Source organism: Geodermatophilus sp. SYSU D00710 (assembly GCF_054050195.1).
Window position 1 is genome coordinate 118,605 of sequence record NZ_JBJGYX010000008.1, and the last position, 16,566, is coordinate 135,170.

A 16,566-nucleotide genomic window follows, 5' to 3' on the forward strand; every position below is an offset into this window, starting at 1 on the left:
TCAGCCCTCCCCGAGCAGCCGGTCGACCACGGCGCGCAGGTCGTCCTGCGCGACCGCGCCGGTGTAGACGGCCGCCACCCGGCCGTCGCGGTCGAGGACGATCGTGGACGGGATCGCGGTGGCGGGGTAGTCCCGGAAGGCGAGCGCGACCTCGCCGGCGGGGTCGTAGAGCGAGGGGAACTCGATGCCCTGGCTGTCGACGAACGCCTGCGCGAACTGCTCGTCGACCTCCTTGACGTTCAGGCCGAGGAAGGCCACGCCCTCGTCGCGGACCTCGGCGTAGACCTCCTGGAACTCCGGGGTCTCCACCCGGCAGGGCGGGCACCACGACCCCCAGAAGTTGAGGACGGCGACCTGCCCGGCCAGCTCGTCGGAGGTCCAGTCGCCACCGCCGAGCAGCGTGCCGCCGAAGTCGGGGGCCGGGGCGCGCTCGGTCTCGGGGATCACCTCGCCGGCCGGGGTGGCCGCCACGAACCGGTACTCGCCGCCGTTGGTGACGTCGGCCCGGCCCTCGCCGGTCGAGCAGCCGGCGAGGAGGGCGAGCGCCGCGACCGCGGCGGGCAGCAGCCGCCTCCCGGGGCCCCCGCGGGGACGTGGAGCGCCAGCGGAGCGTTCCCGTGGGGTGGTCATGCGCCGGGCACCGCGTCGGGGTCGGTGGCGCCGGCCGGCTCCGCGTAGTCGATCCGCGTGACCTCGTCGCCGTCGTAGGTCACCGACGTGACGCTGGCCAGCCCGCACTGCCGGCGGCGCGGGTCGTGGGTGTAGCGGCGACCCTCCAGGTGCAGCCGGAGCGTCCAGATCGGCAGCTGGTGGCTGACGCAAACGGCGGCGGCCCCGCGCGCGGCGTCACGGGCGGCCTCGACGGCGAGCAGCATCCGCGCGGCGATCTCCACGTAGGGCTCGCCCCAGGAGGGCCGCACCGGGTTGCGCAGCTTCCACCAGTGCGCCGGCGTCCGGAACACGCCGCGGCCGCCGGCGACCCGCAGGCCCTCGAAGGCGTTGCCGGCCTCGATCAGCCGGTCGTCGACGGCGACCGGCAGGTCCAGCGCCTCGGCGACGGGGGCGGCGGTCTGCCGGGCCCGCTCGAGCGGGCTGGAGTACAGGTGGGTGACGCCGCGGCCGGTCAGCCACTCGGCGGCGCGCTCGGCCATCACCTCCCCACCGGGGGACAGCCGGTAGCCCGGCAGGCGGCCGTAGAGGACGCCGTCGGGGTTGTGCACCTCCCCGTGGCGGAGCAGGTGGACGACGGTGGTCTCCATCAGGGCTGCAGCTCCTGGGCGTCCTTCGACTCGGCGTCGGACGGCGCGTCGGCGGGGTCGGCGGCCGCGGCCGCGCGGGCGGCGGCGGGCAGCGCGTCGAGCACCCGCTGCACGGCCTCGTCGTCGAGCGCGGCGCTGACGAACCAGGACTCGAACGCCGACGGCGGCAGGTACACGCCGCGGGCGAGCATCTCGTGGAAGAACGCGCGGTGCGCCGCGGTGTCCTGGGTGCGCGCGTCGTCGTAGTCGCGCACCTGCCGCTCGTCGGGCACGAAGAAGACGGAGAACATCGAGCCGGCCTGCTGCACCCGGTGCGGGACGCCGGCGGCGAACAGTGCCGCGCTGGTCGCGCCGCGCAGGGTGACCGCGACCCGGTCGCACCGGACGTAGACGTCGTCGGTGCAGTGCCGCAGCGTGGTCAGCCCGGCGGCGACGGCGACGGGGTTCCCGGCCAGCGTGCCGGCCTGGTAGACCGGCCCGGTCGGCGCCAGCTGCTCCATGAGGTCGGCACGCCCGCCGAACGCCGCCGCCGGCAGCCCCCCGCCCATGACCTTGCCGAAGGTGAACAGGTCGGCGTCGACGGGGTCGAGGCCGTACCAGCCCGAGCGCGAGACCCGGAAGCCGGTCATCACCTCGTCGAGCAGCAGCAGCGCGCCGTGCTCGGCGGTGATCCGGCGCAGCTCCGCGTTGAACCCCTCCCGCGGCGGGACGACGCCCATGTTGCCCGGGGCGGCCTCGCTGACCACGACCGCGATCTCGGCGCCCCGCTCGGCGAAGACCGCCTCGACGGCGGCGACGTCGTTGTAGGGCAGCACGATCGTGTCGGCGGCCGCGCCGGTGGTGACGCCGGGGGTGTCGGGCAGGCCGAGGGTGGCCACGCCGGAACCTGCCGAGGCCAGCAGCGCGTCGACGTGGCCGTGGTAGCAGCCGGCGAACTTGACCACCAGCGGGCGGCCGGTGGCGCCGCGGGCCAGCCGGACCGCCGAGAGCACCGCCTCGGTGCCGGAGTTGACCAGCCGCACCCGCTCCACCGGGGGCATCCGGTCGATGATCTCCTCGGCCAGCTCCAGCTCGCCCTCGGTAGGGGTGCCGAAGGAGAAGCCGCGGCGGGCCGCGGCGGTGACCGCCTCGACCACGGCCGGGTGGGCGTGGCCGAGGATCATCGGGCCCCAGGAGGCCACCAGGTCCACGTAGCGGCGGCCGTCGGCGTCGGTGAGCCACGGGCCCGAGCCCTGCGCCATGAACCGCGGGGTGCCGCCGACGGCGCGGAAGGCGCGCACCGGCGAGTTGACGCCGCCGGGGGTGACGCGCTTCCCGCGGGCGAACAGGTCCGCGGAGACGGGTGCCGCGTAGTCGTACCGGGTGGTGTCCAGCGAGGTCACGGCCCCAGTGTCCCCCTGCCGCCCGGGCGGCCGTCGGCGGCGTCGGGGTCGGCGGCCTGTGACGTGCCACTCCCCGGCAGGGCGGCGAGCAGGGCACCGGTGAGGGCGGCGGGGTCGCGGGTGGGCACGAGCACGGTGCGGCCGTCGGCGAGCCGCAGCGGCAGGCCGGTGCGCCCGCGGGGCACCGACCAGCCGCCGCCGAGGACGGGTGCGCCGGCATCGACGCCCGCCGTCCCCTCGCGCACGGCGCGCAGGTGGGCGGCGTCGACGTCGGCCAGCGGCACCCGCTCGCGGCCCACCGACAGTGCGCCGTCGGGACCGCCGCCCTGCACCCGGACCGTCCACACCCGGCGGGCGGCCGAGCACAGGGCCGCGGCGACGCCGAGCGCGGCCAGCGCGACGAGCGCCCAGGCCGGCGGCGGCAGGCCGGGCCCGGGCAGCACCACGTCGAGGGCGCCGAGGACGGCGAGCGCGGCGGCGGTCAGCCAGAACGGCCGCCAGGAGCCGCCGGGCTCGACGTGCGTCACCGGCGCAGCAGGTGCGCGGCCTCGACCGCCCAGTAGGTCAGCACCTGGCCGGCGCCGGCCCGCCGGATGGCGGTGAGCGTCTCGAGGATGGCGCGCTCGCGGTCGATCCAGCCGTTGCGGGCGGCCGCCTCGACCATCGCGTACTCGCCGCTGACCTGGTAGGCGCTGACCGGGACGTCGACGGCGTCGGCGACCCGCGCCACGATGTCCAGGTAGGGCAGCGCGGGCTTCACCATGACGGCGTCGGCGCCCTCCGCCAGGTCCTGGGCCACCTCGCGCAGCGCCTCGTCGGCGTTGGGTGGGTCCATCTGGTAGGTCGAGCGGTCGCCGAACTGCGGCGCGCCCTCGGCCGCCTCGCGGAACGGGCCGTAGAAGCCCGAGGCGTACTTGGCGGCGTAGGCCAGGATCGGCGTCTCGGTGTACGCCGCGCCGTCGAGCGCCCGGCGGATGGCGGCCACCTGCCCGTCCATCATCCCGCTGGGGGCGACGACGTGGGCGCCGGCCTGCGCCTGGGCGATGGCCACCGACGCGTAGCGGTCCAGGGTGGGGTCGTTGTCCACGACGCCCGCCGGGGTGACCAGCCCGCAGTGCCCGTGCGAGGTGTACTCGCACAGGCACAGGTCGGCGATGAGCACCAGCTCGTCGCCGATGTCCTCGCGCAGCCGGCGCAGCGCCACGTTGACGATCCCGTCGGCGGCGTCGGCCTGCGAGCCGGCCTCGTCCTTCTCCGCCGGGACGCCGAACAGGACCAGCCCGCCGACGCCGGCCTCGGCCGCCTCGTGCGCGGTCTTCCGCAGCGAGTCCAGCGTGTGCTGGACGACGCCGGGCATCGAGCCGACCGGCACCGGCTCGTCGATGCCCTCCTTGACGAACACCGGCAGCACCAGGTCGGCCGGGGCCACCCGGGTCTGGGCGGTGAGCCGGCGCAGGGCGGGCGTCGACCGCAGCCGGCGCCCGCGGGCGAAGCCCGGGCTCGACCCGCCCTGCGCCGGGCTCACTGCCCGGCCTCCGCGCGCCTGGCCTCCGCGAACTCGGCCAGCGCGTCGACCAGCGGGCCGACCGCGGCGGTCTCGGGCTGGACGTCCACGCGCAGGCCGAACTCCTGCGCGGTGGCCGCGGTGGCCGGGCCGATCACCGCGACGACGGTCTTGGCGTGCGGCTTGCCGGCGATGCCGACCAGGTTGCGGACCGTGCTCGACGAGGTGAAGCACACCGCGTCGAAGCCGCCGCCCTTGATCGCCTCGCGCACCGGCGCCGGCGGCGGCGCGGCCCGCACGGTCCGGTAGGCGGTGACGTCGTCGACCTCCCAGCCGCGCTCCTGCAGGCCCGCGGCGAGGGTCTCGGTGGCGATGTCGGCGCGCGGCAGCAGCACCCGGTTGATCGGGTCGAGGACGTCGTCGTACTCGGGGAAGTCGGCCAGCAGGCCCTCGCTGGACTGCGCGCCGCTCGGCACGAGCTCGGGCACGATGCCGAAGGCGCGCACCGCGTCGGCGGTCTGCTCGCCGACGCAGGCGACCTTCACGCCGGCGAAGGCCCGCGCGTCGAGGCCGAGCTCGGCGAACTTCTCCCGGACCGCGCGCACGGCGTTGGCGGAGGTGAACACGATCCAGCCGTAGCGGCCGGTGACCAGGCCCTTGATCGCCCGGTCCATCTGGGCGGCGCTGCGCGGCGGCTCGACGGCGATGGTGGGCACCTCGACCGGCACCGCGCCGTAGGCCCGCAGCCGCTCGCTCATGTCGCCGGCCTGGTCCTTGGTGCGCGGCACCAGCACCCGCCAGCCGAACAGCGGCCGGCTCTCCCACCAGGAGAGCTTGCCGCGCTTGTCGACGGCCGAGCCCACGGTGGCCACGACCGGGCCGGTGAGGCCGCCGAGGTCGGCGGTCTTCTCCGCGACGGCGGCCAGCTTGGCGACGACGCTCTTCTGGCCGGTGCCCGAACCGCCCGCGGTCACCACGACCGGGGTGCTGCCGGACAGGCCGCCCTCGACCAGTCGCGCCGCGGCGTCGGGGAGCTGCTCGGCGCCGGCCTGCAGCACCACGGGCGCGGCGAGAGCGGCGGCCGCGGCGGCCAGCGCGGGCAGGTCGACGTCGCCGTCGCGCAGGTCGGCGGTCAGCGAGGTGCCGCCGAGGGCGACGCCGGCGAAGGCGGGCACCGCGGTGGCCGGGGCGACGCCGGGCACCACGTCGAAGGGCACCGACGTGCGCGCGACGGCGAGCACCTCCTTGACCGCGTGCTCGGAGGTGTAGGGGTCGCCGGCGACCAGCCGGACGACGACGTCGCCGTTCTTCGCCGCGGCGACGGCGCCCTTGGCGACGTCGGCCGGCTCGCCGCTGACCGGGGCCGGCTCGAGGCCCGGGCGGCCGTCGCGGACGGCGTCGGTGAGGGCGGCGGGGACGTCCGGGTCGACCAGCACGACCGTGGCCTCGGCCAGTGCGGCCGTGGCCCGGGCGGTGAGCATGCCGGGGTCGCCGGGGCCGGCGCCGACGAAGACGACGCGGCCTGGGGTCTTGCGGAAGCGCGTCATCACGAGCTCCTGGTCCTTGTTGGTGTCGTGGCCCTGGGGTGGGCGTGTGCGGGGGTCGAGGGGGCCGGGGCGTACCGCCCGGCCGGGTGGGCCCGGCGGGTCACCGGGAGGCCGCCACGAGCGCGGCGGCGCCGCGGTCGAGCAGGTCGGCGGCGAGCTCGCGGCCCAGCCGCTCGGCGTCGCCGACCGGGCCGGTCACCGAGCCGCGGACGCCGTCGCTGCCGTCGATCGCGGTGACCGACGCGCGCAGGTACAGCTCGGGACCGTCGTCGCCCTCGGCCAGCTCGGCGTGCGCGGCGACCGGGGCGCTGCACCCGGCCTCGAGCGCGGCGAGCGTGGTCCGCTCGGCGAGCACGGCGGCGCGGGTGCCGGGGTCGTCGAGGGCGGCGAGCAGCTGCAGGGTGCGCTCGTCGTCGGCGCGGCACTCGACGGCCAGCGCGCCCTGCGCGGGCGCGGGCAGCACCTGCAGCGGGTCGAGCACCTCGGTGACCGCGTCGAGCCGGCCCAGCCGGGCCAGCCCGGCGCGGGCGAGGACGACGGCGTCGAGGTCGCCCGGGACGACGCGGGCCATCCGGGTGTCGACGTTGCCGCGGATCGGCACGACCTCCAGGCCCAGGCCCAGCGCGCGCAGCTGCGCCATGCGGCGCGGTGCTCCGGTGCCCACGCGGGCGCCGGGCGGCAGCTCGCCGAGGGTCAGCCGGTCGCGGGCGACCAGCGCGTCGCGGGGGTCCTCCCGCGGCGGGACGGCGGCGAGCACCAGCCCGGGCTCGGGTGCGGTGGGCAGGTCCTTGTAGCTGTGCACGGCGACGTCGACGGTGCCCTCGAGCAGTGCCTGCCGGATGGCGGTGACGAAGACGCCGGTGCCGCCGAGCTGGGCGATGGCCGCGGCCGAGCGGTCGCCCTCGGTGCTGATGTGCACCAGCTCGACCGGCACGCCGCTGGCGGCGGTCAGCGCGTCGGCGACGGTCTGCGACTGGGTGCGGGCCAGCTGGCTGGCACGGGTGCCCAGCCGCAGCGTCGCGGTGGTCTGGGAGGTCACGATCCGCCTCCGGGACGCAACTCGTCGGGGTCGACGGCGACCGCCTCGGCCAGCCGCGGGCCGTCGGCGGGCACCTCGGCGTCGAGACCCAGGCCGAACAGCGCGCGCAGGGCGTCGGCGTAGTCGACGCCGCCGGGGGTGCTGGCCAGCTCCTTGACCCGGACGGTCGGCTCGTGCAGCAGCTTGTCGACGACGCGGCGCACCGTGCGGGCGATCTCGCTGCGCGCGCGGGCGTCGAGGTCGGGCAGCCGGGCCGCCAGGCGCAGCAGCTCCGCGTCGACCACCTCGGCGGCCTGGCTGCGCAGCGCCGAGACGGTGGGCGCGACGGCGGCCGCCTGCCGCTCGGCGCGCAGCAGCGCGGTCTCGGCCTCGATGAGCGCGTGCGCGGCGGCGACGTCGTCGGCGGCGACCGGCCCGGTCCCCCCGGTGGCCGAGCGCTCGCCCTGCAGCAGCGCGAGGTCGACGACGTGCACGCCGGGCAGCGCAGCCACGCCGGGGTCGACGTCGCGGGGCAGGGCCAGGTCGACGACGGCCAGCGGCCGGTCGGCCCGGCCGGCCATCGCGGCCGCGACGACGTCGGTGCCGACGACCAGCCCGGTGGCGCCGGTGCACGTGACCAGCACGTCGGCGTCGGCGACCGCCGTCCGCAGGTCGGCCATCTCGGCGGTGCCGCCGTCGACGGCGGCCGCCAGGCGGGCGGCGGACTCCGGCGAGCGGCTGGCGACGGTGACCAGTGCGCCGCGGCGCGAGAGCGTGCTGGCCGCGAGCGCGCCCATGGAACCGGCGCCGACGACCAGTGCCGGACGGCCGGCCAGCGGGCCGATGCGGTCCTCGGCGTGGTCGAGGGACACCGTCACCAGCGAGGCGCCGGCGCGGTCGATGCCGGTCTCGGAGTGGATCCGCTTGCCCACGCGCAGCGCGTGCTGGGCCACCGGGTGCAGGCAGCGGCCGACCGTGCCCTCCTCCTGCGCGAGGGCGTACGCCGCGCGGAGCTGGCCGAGCACCTGGGTCTCGCCGACGACCATCGAGTCCAGCCCCGCGGCCACGGTGAACAGGTGGGCGACGGCCTGGTCCTCGTAGTGGACGGTGACGTACGGGGTGAGCTCCTCGACCCCGGCGCCGGCCTGGCGGGCCAGCACGCGGCTGACCTCGGCGACGCCGCCGTGGAAGCGGTCGACCTCGGCGAAGACCTCGACCCGGTTGCAGGTGGCCAGGACCAGCGCCTCGCTGACGTGGTCGCTGCCGACCAGCTCGTGCAGCGCCTTGACCTGGTCGTCGCGGGTCATCGCGAACTGCTCGAGCAGCGCGACCGGCGCGGTCCGGTGGCTGATGCCGACGGCGAGCAGGCTCATGCCATCCCCCCGGCGGGCGCGAGGCCGGCGTCCAGCGGCGTGCCGGGGACGGCGCCGCGCTGCTTGTCCAGGAAGGCCAGGACCTGCAGCTCGACGGAGAGGTCGACCTGGCGGACGTCGACCCCCGCGGGCGCGGTGAGCGTGACCGGCGCGAAGTTCAAGATGCTCCTCACCCCGGCCGCGGTGAGCCGGTCGGCGACCCGCTGGGCGACCTCGGCGGGCGTCGCGATGACCCCGATGGTCGCTCCGGTGGCGGCCACGACGTCCTCGAGCTCGGTCACCGGCCGCACCGGCAGGCCCCCGATCTGCTGGCCCACCCGGGCCGGGGAGGCGTCGAAGAGGCCGACGAACTCGAAGCCGCGGCTGCCGAAGCCCCCGTACCCGGCCAGCGCCGCACCGAGGTTCCCGATGCCGACGAGGACGCACGCGTGCGCGGTCTCCATGCCGAGCACGGCGGCGATGCGGTCGCGCAGCGTGGCGACCTCGTAGCCGACACCCCGGGTGCCGCAGGGGCCGAGGTGGGAGAGGTCCTTGCGCAACCCGGCCGGGTTCACCCCGGCCGCCGAGGCCAGCTCGCCGGAGGAGACGGTGGTGCGACCGCTGTCGGCGAGGCCGCCGAGCACCCGCAGGTACACGGCCAGCCGGGCGACGGTGGCCTCCGGGATCCGGGGCCGCGACTGCATCACGGGCCTACTCCACAGCGGTCGCGCCCGGGCGACGGCGGGAGCCGAGGGGGGCGGGCGACATCGGGGATCCGGGCGGTCGACCACCCGGCGACTGCCACGGTAACCGCTTGTGAACGCGCGAACAAAGTCGCAGGCGAGCCCACGGGCGCCCGGCCTGCGCGGATGCGTGGCGCTGTGTCCGACACCATACCCGGCCGGGCGGCTGCGTCCGGGCCCGGAGGTCAGGTCAGGTCAGGTCAGGTCAGGCCGAGGTCGCGGCGCAGCCGGGGCACGTCGACGGTGAAGTAGGAGTGCTCGCGGCCGTCGAGCAGCACCACCGGCACGCGGTCGCCGTACTCGGCCTGCAGCTCCGGATCGGCGTCGACGTCGACCTCGCGGCTGCCGACGCCGGCCTCCGCGGCGATCCGCGCCAACGTCTCGGCCGCCGTCACGCACAGGTGGCAGTTGGCCCGGGTGAGCAGCTCCAGGCGGAGCGGTGGCCCGGTCATCCCGCCGCCTCCGCCGCGCCGGGCGCGGCCACCTCGAGGAGGCCCAGCTCGCGCAGCCGCGCGTGGCGCACCTTGCCGGTGAGCGAGTGCGGCAGCGCCGGGCGGACGACGACCGAGGAGGGCACCTTGTACCGGGCCAGGGACGCGGCGGCGTGCGCGCGCAGCTCCGCGGCGTCCACCTCCGCGCCCGGCGCGGGGACGACGACGGCGACGACGGCGGCGCCGGTGCGCGGGTCGGGCACGCCGATGACCGCGCTCTCGGCGACCGCGGGGTGGGTGTCGAGGACCCGCTCCACCTCGGCCGGGTAGACGTTGAAGCCGTTGACCAGCACGAGGTCGGTGCGGCGGTCGAGCAGGTGCAGGTCGCCGTCGGCGTCGCGGTGGGCGAGGTCGCCGGTGGCCAGCCACCCGTCGTCGCCGGGGCCGTCGGTGCCGTCGGGCCAGAAGCCGGAGAAGAGGTTGGGGCCGCGCACCCACAGCTCGCCCGGCCCGTCCTCGGCGTCGGTGCCGCCGGGCTCCCGCAGGGCCACCTCGACGCCGGGCAGCGGGCCGCCGACGCACTCCGGCTTGGCCCGCCCGGTGGCCAGCGTGCTGGCCACCACGGGCCCGGCCTCGGTGAGGCCGTACCCCTCCCACACCTGCACGCCCGCGCGGTCGCGCACCGCGCGCCAGGTCGCCGCGGGCAGGAGCGCGGCACCGGAGGAGGCCGTGCGCACGGACGCGAGGGCCCGGCGCAGCCGCGCGTCGCCGCCCTCGGCGGCGGCCACGGCGAGCCAGGCCTGGTACACCGGCGGCGCCCCGGGGACGGCGGTGACCCGCTCGCGCTCCACGACGTCGAGGGTGGCGCGCGGGTCGAAGGCCGGCACGAGCACCGCGCACGCGCCGGTGGCGGCGACCAGGCCGAACCCGGTGTTGAGCCCGTAGAGGTGGAACAGCGGCAGGACCAGCAGCACCCGGTCGTCGGGGCGCACCGGCGGCGGGTCCATCGCCAGGCACTGCTCCTGGTTGGCCCGCAGCGCGGCGGCGGTCAGCATCGCGCCGCGGGGCCGGCCGGTGGTGCCGCTGGTGTAGGCCAGCAGGGCGAGCGCGGCGGGGTCGTCGTCGTCCGGGGGCGGCGGGCCGTCGGCCTCGGGCGGCCCGGCGACCACCGGCACCCCGGCCAGGGGCCCGCGCGCGGCGGCCGCGACCAGCAACGACGCGCCCGAGTCGGTGAGGACGTGCTCGAGCTCGGGATCGGTGTAAGCGGTGTTGACCGGGACCACGACCAGGCCGGCGCGCAGCGCACCGAGGACCGCGCGCAGCCAGTCGACGCCGTTGGGCAGCTGCACGGCCACCCGGTCCCCGCGGGCGAGCCCGCGGGCGGCGAGACCGGCCGCGACCCGGTCGACGAGGGCGTCGAGCTCGGCCCAGGTCAGCCGGGTCACGCCGTCGACGACCGCCGGCGCCTCGGGGCGGCGGGCGGCCGCGGCGCGCACCAGGGCGGCCAGCCCCGTCGGGGCCGCGGGCCCGGGTCGGGGCTCGGTCACGGGCCCTGTCACGGACACCTCCTGCGGGCGGACGCGGGTCCCGCAGAAGGGTACCGGCAGGTACCACTCCGCCCGTCCGCGTGGACGGATCGCAGTCGCGTTGTCACCATGGGTGGCGACCCGCAGCAGCGCGGGACCCGCCGAGGGGCCGGACCTCCGTCGGGTGGGCCGACGAGGAGGTCGACGTCCCGCATGCCGCAGTCGCGCCCGGTGGACGAGCGGCCATCCCGCGTCCCGGCCGTGGACGCCCCGGCGGACGACGGCGCCCTCGCCGCGGAGCTCGCCGCCCTGGGGCAGGTCCTGCCCACCGACCGGCTCGACGTCTGGGACCTGGTGCGCCGCAGCCAGGACGGGGACGCCGAGGCGTTCGGCCGGCTGTACGACCACTACGTGACGACGGTCCACCGCTACCTGCTGCACCGGGTCGGCGACCGGGCGCTGGCCGAGGACCTCACCAGCGAGACCTTCGTCCGGGCGCTGCGCCGCATCGACTCGCTGTCGTTCCAGGGCCGCGACGTCGGCGCGTGGCTGGTGACCATCGCGCGCAACCTCGTCCGCGACCACGTGAAGAGCAGCCGGTTCCGGCTCGAGGTGACCACCGCGGACATGCGCGACGCCGACCGGGCCACCGACGGCCCCGAGGACGCCGTCGTCACGCGGCTGGCCAACGAGCAGCTGCTGGCCTGCATCCGCGCGCTGGGCAGCGAGCAGCAGGAGTGCATCTCGCTGCGCTTCCTGCAGGGGCTGTCGGTGTCGGAGACCGCCGCGGTCATGGGCAAGAAGGACGGCGCGGTCAAGGCGCTGCAGCACCGCGCCGTGCGGCGGCTGGCCGCCCTGCTGCCGGAGGGGCTGCGGTGACGCCCGGGGCCCCGGACGGGGGACACGCCGGAACCCGTCCCGGCCGGCGTCGTTGCCCCGGTCGGCCGAGAGCCGACCGACCGACCGGAGGAGCCAGGTGAGCGACCGCCACGCCGCCGCGGGGGCGGTCCGCCGCGCGTCCGTGCGAGAGCGCGAGGCGGCCGTCGAGGAGCGTCTGCGGGCCCTCGCCGCCGACCTCGACGGCGACCCGGCACCCGGCTTCCGCGCCGCCACCCGTGCCCGGGTGGTCGCGATGGCCGCCGTCCGCACCCCGGAGCCGGTCCCCGCCCGCTCCCGCCGGCCGGCGCGCGTCCGGCGGCCCCGGCCGGCCGCCGCGGTCGCCGGTGTCGCCGTCGCGGTGACGGGCCTGGGCGCGGTGGTCGCGCTGTCGGGGAGCGCGCAGCCCGGCGACGTCCTCTACGGCGTCAAACGCGGCACCGAGCAGACCCGGCTGGCCCTGGCCGGTGACGAGCGCGGCCTGACGCTGCTCGGGTTCGCCACCACCCGGCTGGCGGAGCTCGACGCCCTGGTCGGCTCGACGCCCGGCGCGCCACCGGCCGACCTGGTGCGCGACACGCTGACGGCGATGGACGCGCAGACCACCGAGGGCGCCGCGCTGGTGCTCACCCGGGCTGCCGACACCCGCGACGCCGCGCCGCTGACCGTGCTCGACGACTGGACCGACGAGCAGCGCAGTGGTCTCGCGGAGCTGCAGCGGGCGCTGCCCGCGGACGCCGGTGCCGCGGGGTCGCTCGACCTGGTCAGCGAGGTCGGCGCGCGGGCCGCGGGGCTGCGGGAGGCCCTCGCCTGCCCGGTCGGGCCGGTCACCGCCGGCGCCGACGAGCTCGGCCCACTGCCCGTGCCGTGCGACGACGCCCCGGCCCCGCCCGGCGCCAGCACACCCGCACCCGCACCCGCCGGGGGCCGGGACCCGGCATCGCCCGTGGGTCCGCCCCCGGCCGCACCCACGTCCCCCGTTCCGGGGAGCGGCTCGGGAGGCGGGGCAGGCACGAGCGGGTCCCCGGCGGCGCCGACCGCGGACAGCCCGTCCGGCGTCGCCCCGCCGACCGGGAGCAGCGCGCCGACGGCGCCGCCGCCGGGACCGGCCGGCCGGTCGGCGGTCCCGCAGCTGCCCGTGCCGCAGTTCCCCGTCCCGCGGCTCCCGCTGCCCGAGCTGCCGCTGCCGCCGCTCCCGCTGCCGGGTGCGGGCCCGGCGCCGTCGGACCCGGCCGTCCCGGGCAGCTCGTCCGGCTCGCTCCTGGACACCCCCCTGCCCGTCTGCGTCCGGCCGCTGGTCTGCTGAGGCCCGGCGGCCCCGCGCGGGGGTGCCGATAGGGTCGGCCGGGTGCCGCCACGCGGCGGCCGCCGGACCAGGGGGAGGGTGGCCGTGCCGGGACTGCCGTTCCGGCGCCGTCGGCGCGAGGACGCCGGCGCGCCGTCGGAGGAGGAGATCCGCGCGCACGTCGCGGGCCTGGCGTCGGCCGCGGCCGCGGAGGTCGAGCCGGTCCCCGTCGTCGTCGCCGACCGCACGGCCGCCGCCTTCTTCGACGTCGACAACACGATGATGATGGGCGCCTCGCTGTTCTGGTTCGCCCGCGGCCTGGCCTCCCGCAAGTACCTGAGCTCCCGCGACATCGCCCGGTTCGCCTGGCAGCAGGCCAAGTTCCGCGTCGCCGGCAACGAGAGCGCCGACGACATGCACAACATCCGCGAGAACGCGCTCGCCTTCGTCGCCGGCCGGGAGGTCGCCGAGATCACCCAGGCCGGCGAGGAGATCTACGACGAGCTGATGGCCGACCGGATCTGGTCGGGCACCCGCAACCTCGCCCAGCAGCACCTCGACGCCGGGCAGCGGGTCTGGCTGGTCACCGCGACCCCGGTCGAGCTGGCGCGGATCATCGCCCACCGGCTGGGGCTGACCGGGGCGCTCGGCACGGTGGCCGAGGTCGTCGACGGCCGCTACACCGGGCGCCTGGTCGGTGAGCTGATGCACGGGGAGGCCAAGGCCGAGGCGGTGCGGGCGCTGGCCGAGCGGGAGGAGCTGGACCTCTCCCGCTGCACCGCCTACAGCGACTCGGCCAACGACCTGCCGATGCTCTCGCTGACCGGCACGGCGATCGCGGTCAACCCCGACACCGAGCTGCGCGCCGTCGCCCGCTCACGTGGGTGGACCGTGCGCGACTTCCGCACCGGCCGCAAGGCGGCCCGGATCGGCGTCCCCACGGTCGCCGCGGCGGCGCTGACCGGCGGCGTCGTCGGCGGCGCCGTGGCCCTCCGCCGTCGCAACGCCTGGCCGTTCTGACCCGTCGGCCTCCCGTCGCGGCGGCGCTGTGTGCACACGTCGCTGCCGCGGCCCGCTCGCCACCGCGGCGTGTGCACAGGACGCGCCGCGAGGCGGCGCTCGTCAGGAGAAGACGGAGGAGCGCTGCAGGAGCAGCTGGTAGATCGACTGCTGGATGGTCTCCCGGACCTGGTCGGTCAGGTTGAACACCAGCATCGGGTCCTCGGCGGCGGCGGGGCCGTAGGACGCCGTCTCGATGGGGGAGCCGAAGGCGATGAGCCACTTCGACGGCAGCGGCACCAGCCCGAGCGGGCCGAGGGCGGGGAAGGTCGGCGTCACCGGGAAGTAGGGCAGCCCGAGCAGCCGGGCGAGCGTCCGGGCGTTGCCGATCATCGGGTAGATCTCCTCGGCGCCGACGATCGCGCACGGGATGATCGGCTTGCCGGTGCGCAGTGCCGCCGTGACGAAACCCCCGCGGCCGAACCGCTGCAGGGTGTACCGGTCGCGGAACGGCTTGCCGATGCCCTTGAACCCCTCGGGGAAGACCCCGACCAGCTCGTCCCCGCAGAGCAGCCGCTCGGCGTCCTCGCTGCAGGCCAGCGTGGCGCCGAACTTGCGGGCGAGCGACCCGATCGCCGGGAGCTCGAAGACCAGGTCGGCCCCCAGCAACCGGAACCGCCGCTGCGCCGGGTGGTCGTCGTGCAGGGCCACGGTGGTCATCAGCGCGTCGACCGGCACGGTGCCCGAGTGGTTGGCCACCACCAGGGCACCTCCGGTGCTGGGCACGTTCTCCACTCCGTGGGTCTCCACCCGGAACCAGCGGGAGAACAGCGGCCGCAGCAGCGGCAGCAGCAGGTGGTCGGTGAGGTCGGGGTCGAAGCCGAACTCGTCGGTCTCGTACTCGCCGGTCAGCCGGCGGCGGAGGAAGTCCAGGCCACCGGCGACCTGGTCGTCCCAGCTCGGGTCCGCCGGCAGCGGGACGTGCGGCTGCTCGTCGTCGGGACGCAGCCGGATGACGCGGGCCTCAGGCATCGCGCACCGCCCGCAGCCCCGGCGGGGCGGGTGCCGGGCGCAGCCGGCCGTGGACCGTCGAGCCCACCGAGGAGGCGACCGACCCGGCCCGGGAGACCAGATCCTGCGCGCGGGTGGTGACGTCGGCGACCAGGCCGGGCGACACCACCGGGGGGACGGTGCGCGCGTAGTCGGCCAGGGCCTCGGCGGTGGTGTGGCGGGGCGTGTAGCCGAACTCGGTGCGCAGCACCGTGGTGTCGACGACGCGGCCGAAGTTGAGGAAGCGCATCTGCTCGGGTGAGTAGTCGACGCCGCCGAAGCGGCGGGTGAGCCGGCCCAGGGACCCCAGGGCGGGCGAGGGCACCGGCAGCTGCAGCCGGCCCAGCCGGCGGATGACCTGCGACAACAGCAACGTGCCCTCTCCCCCGACGTTCACCGTGCCGGTGAACTCCCCCGTGGTGGCCCGGGTCAGCACGCCCAGTGCGTCGTCCTCGTGCAGCAGCTGGACGCGGGCGTCGTAGCCCAGCGCCGTGGGCACGACCGGCATCCGCAGGAACCCGCTGAGCACCGAGTCGATCCGCGGGCCGATGAAGTTGGTGAACCGCAGGACGGCGACCCCGACGTCGGGGCGGCGGCGCGAGAAGGAGCGCACGTAGCCCTCGATGTCGAGGCTGTCCTTGGCGAAGCCGCCCGAGGGGACCCGGCGGGCCTGCATGGCCTCGGTGAACACGGCCGGGTCGCGCGGCGAGGCGCCGTAGACGGCGCTGGTCGACTTGAGCACCAGCCGGCGCACCGACGGCGCGCGCTGGCAGGCGGCCAGGAGCTGCATCGTCCCGATGACGTTGAGCTCCTTCATCGGCCCGCGCCCGCCGGACCCGGCCGGGGTGGAGCTGATGTTCATGTGGACGACCGTGTCGACGCCCGCGGTGCTGACCACCTTGCCGATCAGCGGGTTGCGGATGTCGGCCCGCACGAACTCGGTGCGGCCGAGGCGGCGCAGCAGCTCCGCCGAGGGCGGGACGGTGTCGACCCCGATGACCCGGTCGATGGCCGGGTCCTGAGCGAGCTCGGCCGCCAGCGCACCGCCGAGCCACCGGCTCACGCCGGTGACCAGGACGACGGCAGGCGGCACGAGCCTCAGCTCACTTCTTGTTGCGACGCTGCACGCGGGTCTTCTTCAGCAGCTTGCGGTGCTTCTTCTTCGCCATCCGCTTGCGGCGCTTCTTGATGACCGAACCCATGTCCTGCTCCCGACGTCGTGGCCGCGGGGCGCCCGCCGGCGACCGCGGGGGTCGGAACCGGGCGCCACGCGAGTGTGGATCAGCTCGTGTGCGACGGTTCCGGCCGGGGCCGGGGTTGTCGCTCGGCGCCCGAGCCTACCCGGCGCCCCCGTGGCGACGCTGCGACACCGTCACCCTCCGGGTGACACCGCGGCCAGGTGCCCTCCCGCGTCGCGCGGAGCCCGACCGTCACTCCTCGCGGGAGCCTCCGGCCCCCACTCCTCGCGACACCGCGGCCAGGTGCCCTCCCGCGTCGCGCGGAGCCCGACCGTCACTCCTCGCGGGAGCCTCCGGCCCCCACTCCTCGCGACACCGCGGCCAGGTGCCCTCCCGCGTCGCGCGGAGCCCGACCG

17 protein-coding genes are annotated in these 16,566 nt (G+C 77.0%); 3 read left to right on the plus strand and 14 right to left on the minus strand.

Annotation, left to right across the window (positions count from 1 at the left end; all coding sequences use genetic code 11):
* The 11 genes from ACI78U_RS05980 to ACI78U_RS06030 form a co-directional block, all read right to left on the minus strand.
* Nucleotides 1-630: a TlpA family protein disulfide reductase gene (locus tag ACI78U_RS05980; protein WP_456874367.1), complete on the minus strand. Its 630-nt coding sequence runs from the start codon at nt 628-630 to the stop codon at nt 1-3.
* Nucleotides 627-1,259: a histidine phosphatase family protein gene (locus ACI78U_RS05985; protein WP_456874368.1), complete on the minus strand. Its 633-nt coding sequence runs from the start codon at nt 1,257-1,259 to the stop codon at nt 627-629. The genes ACI78U_RS05980 and ACI78U_RS05985 overlap by 4 nt, the downstream gene beginning before the upstream one ends.
* On the minus strand, nt 1,259-2,641 hold the full coding sequence (hemL, locus tag ACI78U_RS05990; protein WP_456874369.1) for a glutamate-1-semialdehyde 2,1-aminomutase: 1,383 nt from the start codon (nt 2,639-2,641) through the stop codon (nt 1,259-1,261). Before hemL ends, ACI78U_RS05985 begins: the two co-directional genes overlap by 1 nt.
* Entirely contained in the window at nt 2,638-3,168 is a 531-nt protein-coding gene (locus ACI78U_RS05995) for a hypothetical protein (RefSeq protein ID WP_456874370.1), read from the minus strand. The genes hemL and ACI78U_RS05995 overlap by 4 nt, the downstream gene beginning before the upstream one ends.
* Complete coding sequence (gene hemB / locus ACI78U_RS06000; RefSeq protein ID WP_456874371.1) at nt 3,165-4,166, minus strand: porphobilinogen synthase; 1,002 nt, start codon at nt 4,164-4,166, stop codon at nt 3,165-3,167. Before hemB ends, ACI78U_RS05995 begins: the two co-directional genes overlap by 4 nt.
* On the minus strand, nt 4,163-5,692 hold the full coding sequence (locus ACI78U_RS06005; RefSeq protein ID WP_456874372.1) for a uroporphyrinogen-III synthase: 1,530 nt from the start codon (nt 5,690-5,692) through the stop codon (nt 4,163-4,165). The genes hemB and ACI78U_RS06005 overlap by 4 nt, the downstream gene beginning before the upstream one ends.
* Nucleotides 5,693-5,792: 100 nt before the next feature.
* The gene (hemC, locus tag ACI78U_RS06010) at nt 5,793-6,731 is read right to left on the minus strand and encodes a hydroxymethylbilane synthase (RefSeq protein ID WP_456874373.1); all 939 of its coding nucleotides are present in this window, start codon (nt 6,729-6,731) and stop codon (nt 5,793-5,795) included.
* A complete protein-coding gene (locus ACI78U_RS06015; protein ID WP_456874374.1) occupies nt 6,728-8,083 on the minus strand; it encodes a glutamyl-tRNA reductase in 1,356 nt (451 codons plus the stop codon). The genes hemC and ACI78U_RS06015 overlap by 4 nt, the downstream gene beginning before the upstream one ends.
* Nucleotides 8,080-8,766 carry a redox-sensing transcriptional repressor Rex gene (locus ACI78U_RS06020; RefSeq protein ID WP_456874383.1) on the minus strand — a complete coding sequence of 229 codons (687 nt, stop codon included), beginning with the start codon at nt 8,764-8,766 and terminating at the stop codon, nt 8,080-8,082. The genes ACI78U_RS06015 and ACI78U_RS06020 overlap by 4 nt, the downstream gene beginning before the upstream one ends.
* Nucleotides 8,767-9,005: 239 nt before the next feature.
* Complete coding sequence (locus tag ACI78U_RS06025) at nt 9,006-9,257, minus strand: glutaredoxin family protein (protein WP_456874375.1); 252 nt, start codon at nt 9,255-9,257, stop codon at nt 9,006-9,008.
* The gene (locus ACI78U_RS06030) at nt 9,254-10,795 is read right to left on the minus strand and encodes a class I adenylate-forming enzyme family protein (RefSeq protein WP_456874376.1); all 1,542 of its coding nucleotides are present in this window, start codon (nt 10,793-10,795) and stop codon (nt 9,254-9,256) included. The genes ACI78U_RS06025 and ACI78U_RS06030 overlap by 4 nt, the downstream gene beginning before the upstream one ends.
* 180 nt (nt 10,796-10,975) lie before the next feature.
* Here ACI78U_RS06030 and ACI78U_RS06035 point away from each other — a divergent pair, with 180 nt between their 5' ends.
* The 3 genes from ACI78U_RS06035 to ACI78U_RS06045 all read left to right on the plus strand — a co-directional run bounded on the left by ACI78U_RS06035 (nt 10,976) and on the right by ACI78U_RS06045 (nt 13,943).
* Nucleotides 10,976-11,641 (plus strand): sigma-70 family RNA polymerase sigma factor, encoded by a 666-nt coding sequence (locus tag ACI78U_RS06035; protein ID WP_456874377.1) that lies wholly within the window; start codon nt 10,976-10,978, stop codon nt 11,639-11,641.
* Nucleotides 11,642-11,738: 97 nt separating this feature from the next.
* A complete protein-coding gene (locus tag ACI78U_RS06040; RefSeq protein WP_456874378.1) occupies nt 11,739-12,944 on the plus strand; it encodes a DUF5667 domain-containing protein in 1,206 nt (401 codons plus the stop codon).
* Nucleotides 12,945-13,028: 84 nt separating this feature from the next.
* The gene (locus tag ACI78U_RS06045) at nt 13,029-13,943 is read left to right on the plus strand and encodes an HAD family hydrolase (protein WP_456874379.1); all 915 of its coding nucleotides are present in this window, start codon (nt 13,029-13,031) and stop codon (nt 13,941-13,943) included.
* Between the two features lie 102 nt (nt 13,944-14,045).
* Here the strand turns inward: ACI78U_RS06045 and ACI78U_RS06050 are convergent, their stop codons facing one another.
* Genes ACI78U_RS06050 through ACI78U_RS06060 form a run of 3 tightly spaced genes read right to left on the minus strand, consistent with a single transcriptional unit; the run spans nt 14,046 to nt 16,174 of the window.
* Nucleotides 14,046-14,954, minus strand: coding sequence for a lysophospholipid acyltransferase family protein (locus tag ACI78U_RS06050; protein ID WP_456874380.1), 909 nt, complete (start codon nt 14,952-14,954; stop codon nt 14,046-14,048).
* Entirely contained in the window at nt 14,947-16,065 is a 1,119-nt protein-coding gene (locus ACI78U_RS06055; RefSeq protein WP_456874381.1) for an NAD-dependent epimerase/dehydratase family protein, read from the minus strand. Before ACI78U_RS06055 ends, ACI78U_RS06050 begins: the two co-directional genes overlap by 8 nt.
* A gap of 10 nt (nt 16,066-16,075) precedes the next feature.
* A complete protein-coding gene (locus ACI78U_RS06060; protein WP_012854759.1) occupies nt 16,076-16,174 on the minus strand; it encodes a 30S ribosomal protein bS22 in 99 nt (32 codons plus the stop codon).
* Nucleotides 16,175-16,566 lie beyond the last annotated feature (392 nt).

Bases quoted from the DNA above. Each gene is read 5' to 3' on its own strand.
- ACI78U_RS06050 (WP_456874380.1), bottom strand. From the start codon at position 14,954: ATGCCTGAGGCCCGCGTCATCCGGCTGCGTCCCGACGACGAGCAGCCG.
- ACI78U_RS06035 (WP_456874377.1), top strand. From the start codon at position 10,976: ATGCCGCAGTCGCGCCCGGTGGACGAGCGGCCATCCCGCGTCCCGGCC.
- ACI78U_RS06015 (WP_456874374.1), bottom strand. From the start codon at position 8,083: ATGAGCCTGCTCGCCGTCGGCATCAGCCACCGGACCGCGCCGGTCGCG.
- ACI78U_RS06005 (WP_456874372.1), bottom strand. From the start codon at position 5,692: ATGACGCGCTTCCGCAAGACCCCAGGCCGCGTCGTCTTCGTCGGCGCC.
- ACI78U_RS06060 (WP_012854759.1), bottom strand. From the start codon at position 16,174: ATGGGTTCGGTCATCAAGAAGCGCCGCAAGCGGATGGCGAAGAAGAAG.
- ACI78U_RS06025 (WP_456874375.1), bottom strand. From the start codon at position 9,257: ATGACCGGGCCACCGCTCCGCCTGGAGCTGCTCACCCGGGCCAACTGC.
- ACI78U_RS05985 (WP_456874368.1), bottom strand. From the start codon at position 1,259: ATGGAGACCACCGTCGTCCACCTGCTCCGCCACGGGGAGGTGCACAAC.
- ACI78U_RS05980 (WP_456874367.1), bottom strand. From the start codon at position 630: ATGACCACCCCACGGGAACGCTCCGCTGGCGCTCCACGTCCCCGCGGG.
- ACI78U_RS06020 (WP_456874383.1), bottom strand. From the start codon at position 8,766: ATGCAGTCGCGGCCCCGGATCCCGGAGGCCACCGTCGCCCGGCTGGCC.